This is a genomic window from Rhodococcus sp. 008, assembly GCF_001682295.1.
Lineage (GTDB): Bacteria > Actinomycetota > Actinomycetes > Mycobacteriales > Mycobacteriaceae > Rhodococcus_F > Rhodococcus_F qingshengii.
The window spans coordinates 2,521,076-2,536,862 of sequence record NZ_CP012749.1 but is presented as its reverse complement, the minus strand read 5'-3'; the positions used below and the strand labels follow the sequence as shown (position 1 = coordinate 2,536,862).

General features: G+C 63.0%; 16 protein-coding genes. 8 read left to right on the top strand and 8 right to left on the bottom strand.

Annotation, left to right across the window (positions count from 1 at the left end; genetic code table 11):
• Window positions 1-52 precede the first annotated feature (52 nt).
• Complete coding sequence (locus AOT96_RS11830; RefSeq protein WP_065351776.1) at window positions 53-1,072, top strand: lysylphosphatidylglycerol synthase transmembrane domain-containing protein; 1,020 nt, start codon at window positions 53-55, stop codon at window positions 1,070-1,072.
• Between the two features lie 7 nt (window positions 1,073-1,079).
• Here AOT96_RS11830 and rfbB read toward each other — a convergent pair whose 3' ends face one another.
• Window positions 1,080-2,081, bottom strand: a complete 1,002-nt coding sequence (rfbB, locus tag AOT96_RS11825) for a dTDP-glucose 4,6-dehydratase (protein WP_042921217.1) — start codon at window positions 2,079-2,081, stop codon at window positions 1,080-1,082.
• A 96-nt stretch (window positions 2,082-2,177) separates the two neighbouring features.
• Here rfbB and rfbA point away from each other — a divergent pair, with 96 nt between their 5' ends.
• From rfbA to AOT96_RS11805, 4 genes are read left to right on the top strand one after another with little or no spacing between them, the layout of a single operon-like run.
• Window positions 2,178-3,053, top strand: a complete 876-nt coding sequence (gene rfbA, locus AOT96_RS11820) for a glucose-1-phosphate thymidylyltransferase RfbA (protein ID WP_003943968.1) — start codon at window positions 2,178-2,180, stop codon at window positions 3,051-3,053.
• A gap of 1 nt (window position 3,054) precedes the next feature.
• Window positions 3,055-3,660 (top strand): dTDP-4-dehydrorhamnose 3,5-epimerase family protein, encoded by a 606-nt coding sequence (locus AOT96_RS11815; RefSeq protein WP_042921219.1) that lies wholly within the window; start codon window positions 3,055-3,057, stop codon window positions 3,658-3,660.
• Window positions 3,661-3,711: 51 nt separating this feature from the next.
• Window positions 3,712-4,803 carry a S1C family serine protease gene (locus AOT96_RS11810; RefSeq protein ID WP_003943984.1) on the top strand — a complete coding sequence of 364 codons (1,092 nt, stop codon included), beginning with the start codon at window positions 3,712-3,714 and terminating at the stop codon, window positions 4,801-4,803.
• A 34-nt stretch (window positions 4,804-4,837) separates the two neighbouring features.
• Window positions 4,838-5,698 carry an ATP-grasp domain-containing protein gene (locus AOT96_RS11805; protein WP_064113905.1) on the top strand — a complete coding sequence of 287 codons (861 nt, stop codon included), beginning with the start codon at window positions 4,838-4,840 and terminating at the stop codon, window positions 5,696-5,698.
• On the opposite strand, the gene AOT96_RS11800 is transcribed toward AOT96_RS11805, so the two are convergent.
• From AOT96_RS11800 to AOT96_RS11785, 4 genes are read right to left on the bottom strand one after another with little or no spacing between them, the layout of a single operon-like run.
• Complete coding sequence (locus AOT96_RS11800) at window positions 5,687-7,234, bottom strand: AMP-binding protein (protein ID WP_083197617.1); 1,548 nt, start codon at window positions 7,232-7,234, stop codon at window positions 5,687-5,689. The genes AOT96_RS11805 and AOT96_RS11800 overlap by 12 nt on opposite strands.
• Window positions 7,231-8,469: a thiolase family protein gene (locus tag AOT96_RS11795; RefSeq protein ID WP_065351775.1), complete on the bottom strand. Its 1,239-nt coding sequence runs from the start codon at window positions 8,467-8,469 to the stop codon at window positions 7,231-7,233. Before AOT96_RS11795 ends, AOT96_RS11800 begins: the two co-directional genes overlap by 4 nt.
• The gene (locus AOT96_RS11790) at window positions 8,466-9,398 is read right to left on the bottom strand and encodes a fumarylacetoacetate hydrolase family protein (RefSeq protein ID WP_030535808.1); all 933 of its coding nucleotides are present in this window, start codon (window positions 9,396-9,398) and stop codon (window positions 8,466-8,468) included. The genes AOT96_RS11795 and AOT96_RS11790 overlap by 4 nt, the downstream gene beginning before the upstream one ends.
• Window positions 9,399-9,451: 53 nt before the next feature.
• Entirely contained in the window at window positions 9,452-10,243 is a 792-nt protein-coding gene (locus AOT96_RS11785; RefSeq protein WP_065351774.1) for a cyclase family protein, read from the bottom strand.
• Window positions 10,244-10,452: 209 nt separating this feature from the next.
• Here AOT96_RS11785 and AOT96_RS11780 point away from each other — a divergent pair, with 209 nt between their 5' ends.
• Complete coding sequence (locus AOT96_RS11780; protein WP_158170230.1) at window positions 10,453-11,061, top strand: TetR/AcrR family transcriptional regulator; 609 nt, start codon at window positions 10,453-10,455, stop codon at window positions 11,059-11,061.
• A 13-nt stretch (window positions 11,062-11,074) separates the two neighbouring features.
• On the opposite strand, the gene AOT96_RS11775 is transcribed toward AOT96_RS11780, so the two are convergent.
• Genes AOT96_RS11775 through AOT96_RS11765 form a run of 3 tightly spaced genes read right to left on the bottom strand, consistent with a single transcriptional unit; the run spans window position 11,075 to window position 13,514 of the window.
• On the bottom strand, window positions 11,075-12,058 hold the full coding sequence (locus tag AOT96_RS11775) for an alpha/beta hydrolase (RefSeq protein ID WP_030535811.1): 984 nt from the start codon (window positions 12,056-12,058) through the stop codon (window positions 11,075-11,077).
• 19 nt (window positions 12,059-12,077) lie between these two features.
• Window positions 12,078-12,986, bottom strand: a complete 909-nt coding sequence (locus tag AOT96_RS11770) for a PIN domain-containing protein (RefSeq protein WP_007731798.1) — start codon at window positions 12,984-12,986, stop codon at window positions 12,078-12,080.
• A 54-nt stretch (window positions 12,987-13,040) separates the two neighbouring features.
• Window positions 13,041-13,514, bottom strand: coding sequence for a GtrA family protein (locus AOT96_RS11765; protein ID WP_269465953.1), 474 nt, complete (start codon window positions 13,512-13,514; stop codon window positions 13,041-13,043).
• A gap of 63 nt (window positions 13,515-13,577) precedes the next feature.
• Between AOT96_RS11765 and AOT96_RS11760 the strand changes: the two genes are divergently transcribed.
• On the top strand, window positions 13,578-15,011 hold the full coding sequence (locus AOT96_RS11760; protein ID WP_003943934.1) for an FAD-binding oxidoreductase: 1,434 nt from the start codon (window positions 13,578-13,580) through the stop codon (window positions 15,009-15,011).
• Window positions 15,008-15,769: a decaprenylphospho-beta-D-erythro-pentofuranosid-2-ulose 2-reductase gene (locus AOT96_RS11755; protein ID WP_007731800.1), complete on the top strand. Its 762-nt coding sequence runs from the start codon at window positions 15,008-15,010 to the stop codon at window positions 15,767-15,769. The genes AOT96_RS11760 and AOT96_RS11755 overlap by 4 nt, the downstream gene beginning before the upstream one ends.
• Window positions 15,770-15,787: the final 18 nt, after the last annotated feature.

Here is a 15,787-nt window from a genome sequence, read left to right as displayed (position 1 = left end):
AAATCCTGGTTGGTATCGTCTGCGAAATGACGAACGGGCGGGATGCAGGCGCGTGAGTACCTCTCCCGAATCTGAACAACCGGTCGAAGACGTCGAACCGGCCGCACAGCCGAACGCTCTACGCGGCCTTCTCGTCAACGCATTCAAGGTCCTCGTCACCCTCGCGATCGTCGTCGCGATCATCTTCGCGGTGAAGTCCCAATGGTCCGAGGTCAAGAACACGATCACCGAACTGAACTGGTGGACGCTTGCCGCCTCGTCGGTGTTCATCTTCCTCGGTATGGGTGCCGCAGTGCGGGCCTGGCAGCACGCACTCGGCGCCCTCGAACAACCGATCCCGGCCTTCGACGCCGCTCGCGCTTATCTGGTCGGCCAACTCGGCAAGTACCTTCCAGGCAGTGTCTGGGCCTTCGTTCTGCAAACGGAACTCGTGAGGCGCGCCGGTGTGTCCCGTGCCGCAGGCTTTGTCGCAGTGCTGGTCACGGTGGGGTTGAGCACAACTTCGGCGCTGGTCGTCGGCCTCTTCGGTCTACCTGCCCTGTTCGAGGTCAGCACGGCGGCAGCGGTCGGCGTGATCATCCTCGTACCGATCGCATTGGTCTGCGCCTACCCGCCGGTGCTCACACGCCTGGTGAACCTCGCGCTGAAACTGCTCCGCCGCACGCCGCTGCACAAGCCGCTCACGATGCACAAGATTGCGCTCGCGTTGGGCTGGTGCGCAGCAAGCTGGGTGCTCTACGGCATCCAGTTGTGGCTGCTCGCGTCCAGTTCGGCCGGCTTCGAAATCCGTGGGCTCGTCCAGTGCATCGGCGCTCTCGCCCTCGGTATGTGCGCGGGGGTCCTCGTCTTTGTCGTCCCGTCCGGAATCGGTGTCCGCGAAGCCGTCATCGTCGCAGCGCTTTCACCGTTCATGGATGCCGGCGTCGCGCTCGGCCTCGCACTGGCGTCGAGGCTGCTGTTCACCCTCTGTGAGGTCTTTGCCGGCGTCGTGGCTGCACTGTCGGGATCACGAGGCCTGCGCAATGCACTCGTGCACGAGCGCTCGCGGGTGCCGGACCCCACCAAAGCCTGACGTTCGGTCAGACCACTTTCTCGGACGCGGAATACTGCGTCTCGACGCCGGCCTTCTGCGGACGCCACCACTGCTCGTTGTCGCGATACCACTCGACGGTGGCTTCCAGTCCGCTTCGAAAATCGCGGTACTGCGGCTTCCACCCGAGCTCCTGCTGCAGTCGCGTCGAATCGATCGCATACCGCAGATCGTGACCAGGGCGGTCGGTGACGAAGTCGAAATCGTCCGGCTTGCGTCCGAAAATTTCGAGCAGAGCCGCAATCACCGTCCGGTTGTCGGTTTCACCGTCGGCGCCGATCAGATAAGTCTCGCCGGACTTTCCGCGGTCCAGAATGTCCCAGACGGCGCGGTTGTGGTCCTCGACGTGAATCCAGTCGCGGACGTTGCGGCCTTCCCCGTACAACCGTGGACGCACTCCGTCGAGCAGATTGGTGATCTGGCGTGGGATGAACTTCTCCACATGCTGGTACGGGCCGTAATTGTTGGAGCAGTTCGAGATGGTCGCCGCGATCCCGAACGAGCGCACCCAGGCGCGCACGAACAGATCACTCGATGCCTTGGACGCGGAGTACGGGCTCGACGGGTTGTACGGTGTCGTCTCCGTGAACTTCGCCGGATCATCCAGTTCGAGGTCGCCGTACACCTCGTCGGTCGAAATGTGGTGATAACGGACCCCGTGCGAACGCACAGCCTGCAGGAGCGAGAAGGTTCCCATGACGTTGGTGCGCAAAAACGGTTCGGGGTCGGCGAGGGAATTGTCGTTGTGGCTTTCGGCCGCGAAGTGCACGACTGCGTCGGAGCGCGAGACAAGATCGTCGACCAGCGGCTCGTCGGCCACGTCGCCGTGGACAAACGTGATCCGGTCCTCGACGGACGCCAGGGACTGGCGATTTCCGGCGTAGGTCAGAGCGTCGAGAACCGTGACTTCCACGTCGGGACGCGTCGCCACCGTCTGATGAACGAAATTGGCACCGATGAAGCCGGCACCCCCGGTGACCAGTAGTCGCACGTCATCTCCTCAGGCTCATCGGACGAACCCCACTTTAGCGGCCGGGCGTGTCATGTCCGTTTGCGTCGGCAGGCAGGAGTGCAGGACACTGCACGCATGCGCGGAATCATTCTGGCCGGTGGCACCGGGTCGCGGTTGCACCCGATCACCCTCGGAGTGAGCAAGCAACTCTTGCCTGTCTACGACAAGCCGATGATCTACTACCCGCTCTCCACTCTCATGCTCGCCGACATTCGCGACATCTTGATCATCACGACCCCACACGACGCCGAACAATTCCGCCGGGTTCTCGGCGACGGCTCACAATTCGGCGTCAACCTCACCTATGCAGTGCAACACGAACCGAACGGCCTCGCAACGGCATTCACCCTCGGCGCAGAGCACATCGGATCCGACTCCGTGGCGCTCGTCCTCGGCGACAACATCTTCTACGGCCCCGGCCTCGGAACCCAACTCAGGCGTTTCTCCGACATCGACGGCGGAGCCGTATTCGCTTACTGGGTCTCGAATCCGACCGCCTACGGCGTCGTCGAATTCGACGACTCGGGTCGCGCCGTGTCCATCGAGGAAAAGCCGACGTCGCCGAAATCCAATTACGCAGTCCCCGGCCTCTATTTCTACGACAGCGACGTCGTGGACATCGCACGCACTCTGAAGCCCTCTGCGCGTGGCGAATACGAAATCAGCGACATCAATCAGCACTATCTCGAAGCTGGCAAACTTTCTGTCGATGTCCTCCCCCGCGGAACCGCGTGGCTCGACACCGGCACACCCGATTCCCTGCTCGAGGCAGCGAACTACGTGCGGACCATCGAACACCGCCAAGGCCTCAAGATCGGTTCCCCTGAAGAGGTTGCGTGGCGTCAAGGATTCATCAGCTCCGACCAATTACGCACTCAGGCAGAAGCATTGGGAAAATCCGGGTACGGCAACTACCTACTCGAGCTGCTCGAGCACGGCAAGGAATGGTGACGTGGAAATCCGTCCACTGAAGATCGCCGGAGCTTGGGAAATTACACCGAAGCAGTTCGGCGACAACCGCGGTGTCTTTCTCGAATGGTTCAAAAGCTCCGCCTTCACCGCCGCGACCGGCCGCACTCTCGACCTCGCGCAGGCCAACTGCTCGGTTTCCGAAGCCGGTAGCCTCCGCGGGATCCACTTCACCGACAATCCGCCCGGACAGGCGAAGTACATCACCTGCGTGAAAGGTGCCTTCCTCGACGTTGTCGTAGACCTGCGCGTCGGATCACCGACCTTCGGCGAGTGGGATGCGGTGGTGATCGACGACGTCGATCGACGAGCGGTGTTCCTGGAGGAAGGCCTCGGCCACGCGATCCTTTCACTCGAAGACGGATCGACAGTGATGTACCTGTGCAGCATCGAATACTCGCCCCACCTGGACCGCGACCTCGATCCCTTCGATCCGGAACTCGCGATCGAATGGCCGAGAACAGACCGTAAGGGCAACCCTCTGACCTACGAGCTCTCCGCAAAGGACGCTGCCGCGCCGTCCCTGGCAACGCTCCGCGCGGACGGCATGTTGCCCGGTTTTGTGGCCGAAGATTCGCCGAATCGGTAATCTTCACCTTTCACGACTCGATGGCATGACACCGGCGGGACGGACGGCTGGATGACCAAACGTGCGAGCAGACGCGGCCTGTGGACGGCCGTCGTTCTCGCAGCCGGCCTCGGTGGTCTCGCGCTGGTCGCACCGCCCCTGACTCCGGGAACGATCGAGTCCGCACCGGTCACCGTCATCACGACCACCCCACCCGCGCCGGTTGTTCCACTCACGCCGGAGGAGCTCTCGGCCCGGGTGGTCCCCACCATCGTCACCATCACGGCGCCGGCCGGATTCACCACCACTGCTGGGACCGGGATCGTGCTCTCCCCTGACGGAGTGGTGCTCACGAATCACCACGTCATCAGCGGAGCTTCGGACGTCACTGCCGTCAGCATGTCCAACGGGCTGATCTACGACGCCGAGATCCTCGGGTACGATAGCGTCAGCGATCTTGCCGTCCTTCGACTCGCGGGCGCTGACGATCTGCCGGTGGCTGTGGTCGGCAAATCAGCAGAAGCCGCTCGCGGGGACTCCGTCACCGCAATCGGAAATGCGGAAGGCGGCGGAGTACCCGTCCCTGCTCCCGGCGTCATCACCAACCTCGGTGTCACCGTCAACACCCGCAACGTGTCCGACGGATCGCGAAACCAGTTGAAGGGCCTCATCGAGGTCGACGCGGACATCCGGCCTGGCGATTCCGGTGGCCCCCTGGTCAACGCCGTTGGCGAGCTGATCGGCGTCAGCAGCGCGGGCAACGCCGTCACCGACCGCACCGAAACCTCACCGGCGCCTCAGTCCTACGCGATACCGATCGACACCGCACTACCGATCGTCGAGCAGGTACTCGGTGGCCGCTCCTCCGAGACCGTGCGTGTGGGACCGACACCCGTACTCGGTGTCGCGGTGAAGGATCACGCGGACATGCCGGCCGGCGCCGAAGTTGTTGCCGTGAGCTTCGATTCGCCGGCCGAGCGGGTGGGGCTGACCAAAGGTGCGGTCATCACCGAGTTCGGTGGCAGCCGGATCGCGTCGTCCGCTGATCTCAACGCGGCGATGAGCTCGCGCCGCCCCGGCGACACCGTCGCGGTGACGTGGGTGGACGCAACCGGGCAACCCGGGACCGGTTCGCTGGTCCTCGACGAGGGGCCACCTCGCTAGTCGTACAGGGCGCCAGCCGTGAAAGCATCGTGGCATGACCACGGTTCTCCTGCTCACCTGTGACGGCGCCGCCCGCGAGGCGGATGTCGAAAGCAAACTCGTCATGGAAGCTCTCACCTCCTACGGCATCGCGTCGACGATGGCGCCGTGGTCGAGCCCGTCCCTCCTCGATATCGACGCCGACCTGGTTCTGATCCGGTCGACCTGGGACTACACCCAGCGCCTCGACGAATTTCTCGCCGTTCTCGATCAGCTGACCGCTCCGATCGCCAATCCACTCTCGATCGTGAAGTGGAACGCATACAAGGGATACCTCACCGAACTTGCCGCGGCCGGCGTACCTATCGTCCCCACCGCTGTGATCGCTGCCGGACAGAGCGAAACACTCACCCTCCCTTCGTTCGAGGGTGCCGACGTCATCGTCAAGCCGGCAGTGTCCGCCGGCGCTGTCGGAGTGGGAAAGTTTGCCTCGGGGTCCGCGCAGGCCCACGCTCACCTCAGCTCGATCCTCGACGGCGGTAACGACGCGTTGGTCCAGCCATTCGTCTCGGACGTCGTCGACGGTGAGCGCTCGATCATCCACATCGGCGGACGCTACTCGCACGCTGTCCAGAAGATCCCGGCCGCCCACGACTTCCGCGTGCAGGAATTTCACGGCGGAACCAACCACCTCCACCAACCGTCCGCCGCCGAACTCGCGGTGGCCGACGCAGCACTGGCCGCGACCCCATGCGGCCCCGGCGAATTGCTTTATGCACGTGTGGACGTCGTGGGCCCGGTGGATCAACCACTGCTCATGGAAGTGGAATTGATCGAGCCAGAACTCTTTCTGCCATTCGCCCCTGGATCTGCCGACGCCCTCGCACGGGCAGTTGTCGCGTCACTAGGTCGGTGACGCGCCACGGAGTGCCTTCTTGTCGATCTTCCCCAAAGCAGTGAGCGGCAGCGCTTCCAGAATCGAAATCTCCTTGGGCGCCCAGATCGGACCCTTGTGCGATCTCACGTGCGCGATGAGTTGATCGGGTGTGACCGACCATCCCGTCTTCAGTACGACTGCGGCGGTAACAGCTTCTCCCCATTGAGAATCGGGGACACCGAATACCGCACATGCTGCCACCGCGGGATGATGTCCGAGTGAGTCCTCGACTTCGCGCGGGTAGACGTTGAATCCACCACTGATGATCGTGTCTTTGATGCGGTCGACGATCGAGATGAGCCCACTTTCGTCGATTCGAGCAACGTCGCCGGTGTGCAACCACCCATTCGCGAGCGCTGCAGCGGTTTGTTCAGGTTTGTTCCAATAGCCGTCCATCACGAGCGGACCTCGCACACAAAGCTCGCCGGGTACGCCCGTCGCCGTCTCGTTTCCCTGCTCGTCAAGCAACACCACTTCGACACCTGGCATCGCGCGCCCACAACTCCCCAAAACTGCGGGATCGTCCGTGTGCTCACGTGTATCGAGTACCGTCAACGCATTCGGGGCTTCGGCCTGACCGTAATGCTGGCTCAGGATCGGCCCGAACACCGCCCCTGCCTGCTCGAGCCTGGTGGGGTCGATGGGTGCAGCACCGTAAAGCATCCAGTTCAGCCCAGACAGATTCGCATCCGACAGGCGTGGATGGTCGAGTAAGGCATAGAGCATCGTGGGAACCACGAATGTAGCTGTGACTCCGCCATTTTCGATGGCGTCGACAACTCTGTCCGGGTCGAACGACCTGTGCAACTCGAAGCTTGCACCTCGCAGCAGACCGGGTGCGACGAGCAGACCGGCAGCATGAGACATCGGCGTAGTGAGCAGCATGGTGGTTTCAGCCGGCCACTCCCACGTGGTGCAGGCCCAGGCATTGGCGACCAAGGATCGGTCCCTGAGCATGACGCCTTTCGGCTCACCGGTGGTTCCACCGGTGTAGAAGAGATACAAAGCTCGACCCTGACCGCCTAAGCCTGAACCTATTCCCGCCGTACCCAATTCACACGCTGATTCGAGGGCTGACAGTGACATCACTCGAGTCTGTGCCGCTTCGGCGCGTACCTGGAACTGTCCGTCGGCAACCAACAGGAGATCGGTACCACTGTCTTTCAGCACCATCCTGTCGTTCTCTTCGGTCGCGAGCGGATGGAGTGCCGTGTAGCGCACGCCCGCCAGACACGCCGCGGCCATGACCGTGAATGCTTCAGGACACGGCTCCGCAAGCAGGGCGACCCCGGCTCCGTCCGGCAGAGCGAAGCTACTGAGGACACCTGCAATCCGCTCGATCTGTTCCGCAGTCTGCCGATATGTCAGCTCGGCCCGATCACCGTTCCGATCCGTGAATCGAAACGCGATGTGGTCTGGTCGGCGTCGCAGCGCCGACAGAATCAGATCCGCATATCCCGCTTGCACGTGCAAGCCTGGCGCCATCGGTTCATCGTTCATGATGTCCGCGTTCATCGTGGCCCTCCCAAGATCGTGACCGCGGCGACGGCTTCCTCGATGCCGTAGAGACCTCCGCCGTTCTCTGCGACCGCGATTCGAGCACCCGGAACTTGTCGCCGCCCTGCTTGTCCACGCAACTGCGTGACAAGTTCGAAGACCTGCGCCAGTCCCGTTGCCGAGACCGGATGACCACGGGACTCGAGCCCGCCTGACGGATTGACCGGACGCACGCCTCCCAACGAACTCGCACCGGACGCCGACCACGCGCCGCCCTCACCGATCGGGCAGAACCCCAGATTCTCGACCTGCTGCACTTCACCGAAGGCCGTGGCGTCGTGGACCTCTGCCACATCCACATCGCCTGGCCCGACTCCGGCTTCCTCGTATGCGCTCATTGCTGCACGGCGACCGATGTGACTCTCCACGTCATCTGCGGTCCGATCCGTGCCTGACACCAAGCTGCAACCGAGTACCTGCGCCGCCCGCCGAGAGGAATCGTGCCTTCGAGCAAAGTCCGCACTGGTCACAATGACCGCCGCTGCACCGTCACTGACGGGCGAGCACATCGGAACTGTCAGAGGCCACGCGACTCGCCTTGCGGCAAGCACCTCTTCGACGCTGAAGGGTTTGCGAAAGTGCGACCGCGGATTGTGCACGGAATGCGCATGATTTTTGGCTGCTACGGACGCGAGCTCGAACTCGGTGGTTCCGAATCTCTCCATGTGCGCCCGGGCAAGAGAAGCGTAGATCTCCATGAACACCGACCGCTCACCCTGCGATCCGAGTGCATCCGGCAGCGGAGCGGACAGCGAAGCAAGGCCCGCGAGCGTCTCGTCGCGATGCGCAACGTCGAGTGCACCGTCGAACACCTCCAGACTTCGAGCCGGATCCGAGCACACCAGCTTGTCCACCCCGACCGCCAACGCGACCTCGGACAGACCGGCGCGAACGTGGGCGATCGCCAGCCAGAGTGCAGTCGCGCCGCCGGCGCAGGCATTTTCGACATTGACGACCGGGACTCCCCCGAAACCGTATGGCCTCAAGGCAATCTGGCCTGGGATCATGTGCTGCCGGTCGATCGCCTTCTGGCTGACTGTCGCGTAGAAGACCGCACCGACGTCACCGCGGGTCAGGCCCGCGTCTTCGACGGCATCGATCGCCGCACGCCCCGCCAATTCCGAGGCCGCGGTATCCGCGTGCCGCCCGAAGAGAGTCGCGCCGACACCGAGAACCATGACTTCGCCGCTCACGCCACCACTCGATTCCTCAATACACCGAGGCCGGTGACCTCGAGTTCGACTACGTCTCCCGGTTCCAGGAACCGCCCGTGCTCCAAGCCGCATCCACTCGGCACGGTGCCGGAACAGAAGACTTCACCCGGGTACAGCCGCGTGGAAGTCGAAGCGAACGAAATCACGTCCTCGAAACGATGGTCCATGTCGGCGCTGGTTCCTCGGCTCACCTCGTCTCCGTTGATTCTCGCGGTCATCTCGAGTTGGTAGGGGTCACCGACTTCGTCGGCCGTCACGATCCAGGGCCCGAGGACATTCGCGTTCGAAAAGTCCTTGCTCTTACTGAGACCGAGTCCGGTGGAGATCTCCTCGAGCTGAGTATCGCGGGCGCTGAAATCGTTGAAGATGGTGTAACCGAAGATATGCGCAGGGGCATCCGCGCGTGAGATGTCGGTTCCACCGCGCCCCAGCACACAGGCGAATTCGAGTTCGTAATCGCGCAGGCTCGAGTACTCGGGCCACACGACGTCAGATTTGTGTCCGGTCACCGCCAATCGGTTCGCTATGTAATACAGCGGGCGCTCCAACTGGATCTTCGGCAGTTCGACGTCCTCGAGTGCGACCCCTTGAATTCGGGCGCGAGCGTTGCGGAAGTGATCCATGAAGCAGCCGAAGTCTCGGATCTGGACCGGCTGAGGAAGCGGCGACATCCAGCGCACATCACCTGCGTCGACGATTGCACTTGCCGGCGGCTCGTCTGCGAGCCGATCCAGGGTCTCCCGTGCCGCCGGACCACCTTCGATGATGGTTTGCATGGTTTCCAGTTCTGGAGCCGGTTTTCCCGTCACATCATGATGAGCTCGCTCGAGTAACAACAGTTGCTCGCCGCTGCCCGTCACCAGAGCCGTCTGCTGAGTCTTTTCGTATTCGACGGTCGCAAGTTTCACTGTGAGTCAATACCTTTCACTGAATTGTTCGTTAGGTGAGGCAGGAATTTTGCTCAGACGAACGCGACCACACGAGCCGGGGCAGCGCTGGCTCGCGCAAGCTTGATCGGGAAAAACGCCACGTGAAATCCCGAGGGCGGAAGCGCGGCGAGGTTCGCCAGTTGCTGAACGATGAATACTTCACGTTCGCGTCCGGCCCGGTGCCCGTCCCAGAGAACCGAGTTGTCCCCGGTGTCACGAAATTTCTGCGCCATGACTGCAAAGCTCAAGTCCCAGCCGGCAGCGTCGGTGCCCAGCACCTTCGCGCCTTGCTCGGCGAGAAACAGCGTGCCTTCGCGACTCATCCCTGGATACTGAAAGAACCCTGGATCAGCCAAGGTGAAGCTCTCTTGTCCGGTACGGAGCAACACGGCACCACCCTGGGGAACGGACGCACCGTTTTCCGCCAGGGCAGCTTTCAGCGCGTCCACCGAGATCGGCTGATTCGCCTCGCACCGGCCGCGCAGGTCGAGCACCACTGTCTCGCAGAACAATTCATCCAACGCGATGTCTGTGATCGTGCGAGAAGGCTTACCCTCCGAGGTTGATCCGTAGTGCAACGGCGCGTCGACGTGTGTGCCCAGATGGCTGTTGAACTCACTCAACATCTCCGATCCCCACCCCTCACCGTCCGGAAGATCATGAACTCCGCACTGCAGTGCTGCCGCGAACTCGTCGCGTCCGGCACCTGCGGGGTGCGAGTAGGTCACCGAGGGGGCAACGACGGAAGCCAGTGCCTTCAAACCCTCGGGGAGCAATTCCCGATCGGCCGGATCGAGAGTTCTAGTCAGATCGATGAATTCCATGTCCGCCCATTCCGTTAAGTTATTGGACGCTCAGCATAGAACTGGACGATCAACATAGGCAAGAGGGTGTCGCGAGAGGAATACGGCCGGCCGATGGCCGGCCTCGTAGCATGAGTGCGGTGCGCAGGTCTCGGCCCCGACGGGCGCGTCGACGTCACCGCGTGCCGGAATTGGCTGCACTCGAGAACGAAAGAAGGCAGGAACACCGAATGGCGTCGACACGCAAGCAGGAGATTTCCGAGGAAACCAGACGGCGACTGGTGAAAGCCGCGGCCGAACTGGCTGCCGAAGGCGGGTCGACCGCGATGTCCGTACAAGCCGTGGCAGAAAGATCCGGTATCAGCAGAGGGTCCGTGGCCTGGCACTTCGGATCGAAGGACGGGCTTCTACGAGCCGTCGTCGAGGACGCATTCCGGTGGGGCATGGAAAAGCTACGCGCAGAGTTGGCATCATCCTCGGCGACTGGAATCGAAGCATTGATCGAAGCCAACTTCGTACTGATGTCATACCCCGAGGCACGAATTTTCTCGACCATCTTGATCGAAGCCGTGATTCCCGGGTCCACCATCCGCGAGACCTACGCAGAGCAGTACGTCGCAATGCGAACGCTGTACGCGGACTACCTGCGTTCGATCGACACCCCGGTCACCAATCCGGAGTTGGTTGCCGTCACCCTTCTGGCCGGCACTCTCGGGATCAACCTCCAACATCGCCTCGATCCCGACAACGTCGATCGACGTTCAGCAGTAACCGAGCTCGAATCGATCTATGCCCGCGCGATGGCACCTACCACAACGTCAGGACACGAGAATCCCTAACCGGACCGGAAGTTCAACTTCCCGAACAACTTTCGCCCGCGACCTGGGGCGGGACCGCATCCAGCCTGGCGCGAATGAACCTGGCAACGTCACGTAGCGCAGCCCGGCTCTCCGGCAAGCCAGGCCAGACGGCGGGAAACGCGTGAACCTGGCCGTTCCAGATCTGCAGCGAGCACGGCACCCCCGCGGCGGCGAGCCGTTGCGCCATCACCTCCGAATCGACTCTGAGCACCTCGGATTCGGCGGCGATCAGCAACGACGGCGGCAGAGCGGCCAGATCGCCGTCGACGGGTGAGTTCGTCTGTCCGCCAAGCTTTCCGATCGCCATCAATGCCGACACCGGGGCGATCACGTCGCGTCGAGCGTTGGCATGGACCGATTTGGTGGTGCAATCGAGATCGAGGAGCGGTGAGAGCCCGACAAGACCGGCCGGAACCTCGAGCCCCGCGGAAACAGCTGCAAGTGCCGTCGCGAAGACCAGGAAGCCTCCGGCCGAATCGCCAACGAAGACAACCTTTTCCGGCAAGGCTCCCTGTTCGAGGAGCCACCGGTATGCATCGAGACAGTCGTCGACGGACCCGCTGATGCTCGTGCTCGGCAACTGTCGATATGCGATGTGCAGGACCGGAAGGCCGGTTCGCTTGGCGATGCTTGCAACGACCGGCCGATGCGTGTTGAGCCCGCAGCACATGAACCCGCCGCCGTGCAGGTAGAGAACAACACCGTCGCGCAGATCAGCCGTCGAGCCTGCCGTCCGCACGAGTTCACCGTCGAAACCTGGAAAGCGAATCGCTTCCCGATCGATCCCGGACGGAATGCGTACACCCGCGGCCGAGTCCAGCACTGCGGCGCGGCGCATGGCGCCAGGCGTCAGCGGCGCGATCCCGACCACGGGCCGAAGCATCCATCGACACGCGTTGTAGAGGACCTGCGATTCGATACTCGGCCTGCCGTATCGAGTTCCGGTCCTTCGACTGACTGTCGGCAACAGAGACATCTGTCCAGATTAGAAGCGATCAGGCACCGAAGAGGTCGACTTCGTCGAGATCGTCGACGATCGTGACCTTTCGTTTCCGCCCGCCGATGACCTTGCCCAGACCGCGCAGTCCACCGGACTGAGCTTTCGGGGCGGGTTCGATGCGCTGCGGCGCAACTCTCGTCCGCGCTGCGCGCTGAACAGGCTTGGGGGCGGGGGCTGCTGCAGGTGCCGCGGGTTCGGGAACCTCGGCTGGAACCACCGCTTCCGGCTCCACGAAGCCCTGAGCAACCGGGGCCTCGGGCGCGACCTCAGCGGCTTCCTCGACCTCCGCCACCTGCTCCACCTGCACCGGTCCGTCGATCACCGGGATGTCCGACGCCCAGCGGACCCGATACTCCAGACCGCGCGACGCCAGCTCACGCGCGAGATCGCCGTGCCAGACCCCGTCTTCGCCGTCGCCGTATGCCCGTGCGTCGGAGCTCACCCAGATGACGTCGACGCCCGGGTTGCGGTCGGCGAGATCGAGCACGGTCAGCCAGTTCAGCGTCGCCGGATATCCGTCTCGCTTCTTCTTGTCGGTATAGGGCCGACGCAGCGAGATCGCCCTCTCGGCCACCTCGACATGCGACACGTCGACTGGATCGACCACTTCGACGCCGATCGCCACGAGGTCTTCGATCACGTCGTCGACGTAGCCGTCGGCCTTGTCGTGAGCAGCGTCGACGAACCTCGTGAGGTCGCGCCGCAATCCCAGTCGGTCGTACATGCGCGCCTGGACGCTCAGGGCCGCGATCATCTCCGCCGATTCCTCGCGGTAGCGACTCGCAACCTCGAGGACGACCAATCGCGGCACGACGACGCGGTGTCCGAGTGCGCGAGCGTCGGCGATGGCAGTGTCGAACCGTGCGCCCCTGGTCAGGGCCGAAGAATCGAGAACGATGATCATGCGCTCGATTCTCTCTCGAGAAACCGGACGAATGCGCTAATCCACCCCGAACCGTTACTTGATCTTGAAGATCACTGCCCGCTGAACGATGAAGTTGATGACCGTCGCGGTGCCCTGCGCGATGACGAAGGCCAGCGGTGTCCGCCACCAATGCTCGTCGAAGACATGGACCATCAGTTCGTTGAGTCCGACCTGAACCGCAAAAGTGACCGCGTACAGCGCGACTACAGCGATGAAGCGGGCGCGAGAAGGCTCGGCCTTGAACGTCCACCGACGATTGATGAGGTACGCCGTCGTGGTGCCCGCAACGAAGCTCAGCGATTTTGCGGCGACGCGCGGCAACCCCAACGCAAAGAGCAGCACGTACAGCCCGTAGTCCACGACAGCCGACAGCCCACCCGTCGCGACGAACCGGACGATCTGCGTTTTCAGGTCCATCGCGTCGTCGGCGATGTCCGTCGTGACAGGAATCTCGACGGGCAGCGGGACGTGGGGTTCGTGCTGGTGACTTGCAGGTGTTTCGGGCACGACGACGAGAGTAACCACTCGAGTCGGAGCCGTCGGCACTACTCCCAGGTAACCTCTACCTTGATGTCCACGACAGCAGAAGAGACGCCGCAGCCGGCTCTCCACACCCAAGCCCGCACCCTCACCGGTTGGGGACGCACCGCCGCCACCACTGCACAGGTGCTGTCCACCCCCGACGTGGAAGTGATCGCCAACGCGGTCGCCCAGGTTGCGGAACAGAACGATTCCAAGCCCTCGCATCTGCGACGCGGCGTCATCGCGCGCGGCCTCGGCCGCTCGTACGGTGACCCAGCGCAGAACGCCGGCGGCCTGGTCATCGACATGAATGCACTCAGCCGCATTCACCGCATCGATCGCGACACCGCTCTGGTGGACGTCGACGCCGGCGTGAATCTGGATCAGCTGATGAAGGCTGCTCTGCCGTTCGGCCTGTGGGTTCCGGTCCTGCCGGGTACTCGTCAGGTCACGATCGGCGGCGCCATCGGCTCGGATATCCACGGCAAGAACCACCACAGCGCGGGCAGCTTCGGCAACCACGTCGTGTCGTTGGATCTGCTGACGGCCGACGGCAAGGTTCGCACGCTCACCCCCAAGGGCGGGCGCAACGACCCGAAGGCCGCACTGTTCTGGGCCACGATCGGCGGCATGGGCCTGACGGGCATCATCTTGCGGGCAACCATCAAGATGACACCGACCGAGACGGCGTACTTCATCGCCGACGGCGACGTCACCAACAGCCTCGACGAGACCATCGCGCTGCACAGCGACGGCAGCGAGGCCAACTACGAGTATTCGAGCGCCTGGTTCGACGCGATTTCCGCGCCCCCGAAGCTCGGTCGTGCGGCAGTCTCGCGCGGATCTCTGGCGAAGCTCGACCAGCTTCCGGCCAAGCTGCAGAAGAACCCGCTCGCCTTCGACGCACCGCAGTTGCTGACGTTCCCCGACGTCTTCCCGAACGGGCTGGCCAACAAGTTCAACTTCACCGCGATCGGTGAGGTCTGGTTCCGCAAGTCCGGCAAGTATCGCGGCAAGGTCCAGAATCTGACGCAGTTCTACCACCCGCTCGACATGTTCGGTGAGTGGAACCGCGCGTACGGATCCAACGGATTCCTGCAGTACCAGTTCGTGGTTCCGCCGGAGGCCGTCGACGAGTTCAAGAAGATCATCGTCGACATCCAGCGCAGCGGGCACTACTCGTTCCTCAACGTGTTCAAGCTCTTCGGCGAAGGCAATCAGGCGCCGCTGAGCTTCCCGATCCCGGGCTGGAACATCTGCGTCGACTTCCGCATCAAGCCGGGCCTGAACGAGTTCGTCACCGAACTCGACAAGCGTGTCCTCGAATTCGGCGGACGCCTGTACACGGCCAAGGACTCGCGGACGTCCGCGGAAACCTTCCACGCCATGTACCCGCGCATCGACGAGTGGATCGCGACGCGCCGCAAGTACGACCCCACAGGCGTTTTCGCCTCCGATATGTCCAGAAGGCTGGAACTGTGATCAACGCTGTAGGTAACCCGCAAACCGTTTTGCTTCTCGGTGGAACCTCCGAGATCGGCCTCGCCATCTGTGAGGAATACCTGAAGAAGGCGCCGCTCCGCGTCGTTCTGGCGGCACTCCCTGGCGATCCGGGACGCGAAGCTGCGGTCAAGCAGCTCGAAGCCAAGGGCGCCACCTCGGTGGAACTCATCGACTTCGACGCCGTTGATTTCGAATCGCACCCGAAGGTGATCGACCAGGCGTTCTCGAACGGTGACGTCGACGTCGCCATCGTCGCCTTCGCACTGGACGGTGACTCCGAAGAGCTGTGGCAGAACCAGCGCAAGGCCGTTCTGGTGGCAAACGTCAACTACACCGCTTCCGTCTCGGTCGGTGTTCTTCTCGGCGAGAAGATGAAGGCTCAGGGCTTCGGCAAGATCATCGCGATGTCGTCGGTTGCCGGCGAGCGCGTCAAGCGTGCCAACTTCGTCTACGGATCCACCAAGGCGGGCCTCGACGGTTTCTACCTCGGACTCGGCGAGGCTCTCGCGGAATTCGGACCGCAGGTCACCGTCGTTCGCCCCGGCATGGTGCGCACGCAGTTCAGTGCCCACGTCAAGGAAGCTCCGCTGACGGTCAACAAGGACATCGTCGCGAAGCTCGCTGTTGCCGCCTCGGACAAGGGCAAGGAAATCGTCTGGACTCCCGGCCCGTGGCGCTTCGTCATGATGGGTCTTCGCCACGTGCCGCGCCCGATCTTCCGGAAGTTGCCGGTTTAAGCTCCTCCCGTGCCAGAA

What these genes read in the sequence shown, in the direction of transcription:
- AOT96_RS11800 (WP_083197617.1), bottom strand. Translation starts at nt 7,234, where the DNA reads ATGAACGCGGACATCATGAACGATGAACCGATGGCGCCAGGCTTGCAC.
- AOT96_RS11810 (WP_003943984.1), top strand. Translation starts at nt 3,712, where the DNA reads ATGACCAAACGTGCGAGCAGACGCGGCCTGTGGACGGCCGTCGTTCTC.
- AOT96_RS11805 (WP_064113905.1), top strand. Translation starts at nt 4,838, where the DNA reads ATGACCACGGTTCTCCTGCTCACCTGTGACGGCGCCGCCCGCGAGGCG.
- AOT96_RS11780 (WP_158170230.1), top strand. Translation starts at nt 10,453, where the DNA reads ATGGCGTCGACACGCAAGCAGGAGATTTCCGAGGAAACCAGACGGCGA.
- AOT96_RS11770 (WP_007731798.1), bottom strand. Translation starts at nt 12,986, where the DNA reads ATGATCATCGTTCTCGATTCTTCGGCCCTGACCAGGGGCGCACGGTTC.
- rfbA (WP_003943968.1), top strand. Translation starts at nt 2,178, where the DNA reads ATGCGCGGAATCATTCTGGCCGGTGGCACCGGGTCGCGGTTGCACCCG.
- AOT96_RS11775 (WP_030535811.1), bottom strand. Translation starts at nt 12,058, where the DNA reads ATGTCTCTGTTGCCGACAGTCAGTCGAAGGACCGGAACTCGATACGGC.
- AOT96_RS11785 (WP_065351774.1), bottom strand. Translation starts at nt 10,243, where the DNA reads ATGGAATTCATCGATCTGACTAGAACTCTCGATCCGGCCGATCGGGAA.
- AOT96_RS11760 (WP_003943934.1), top strand. Translation starts at nt 13,578, where the DNA reads ATGTCCACGACAGCAGAAGAGACGCCGCAGCCGGCTCTCCACACCCAA.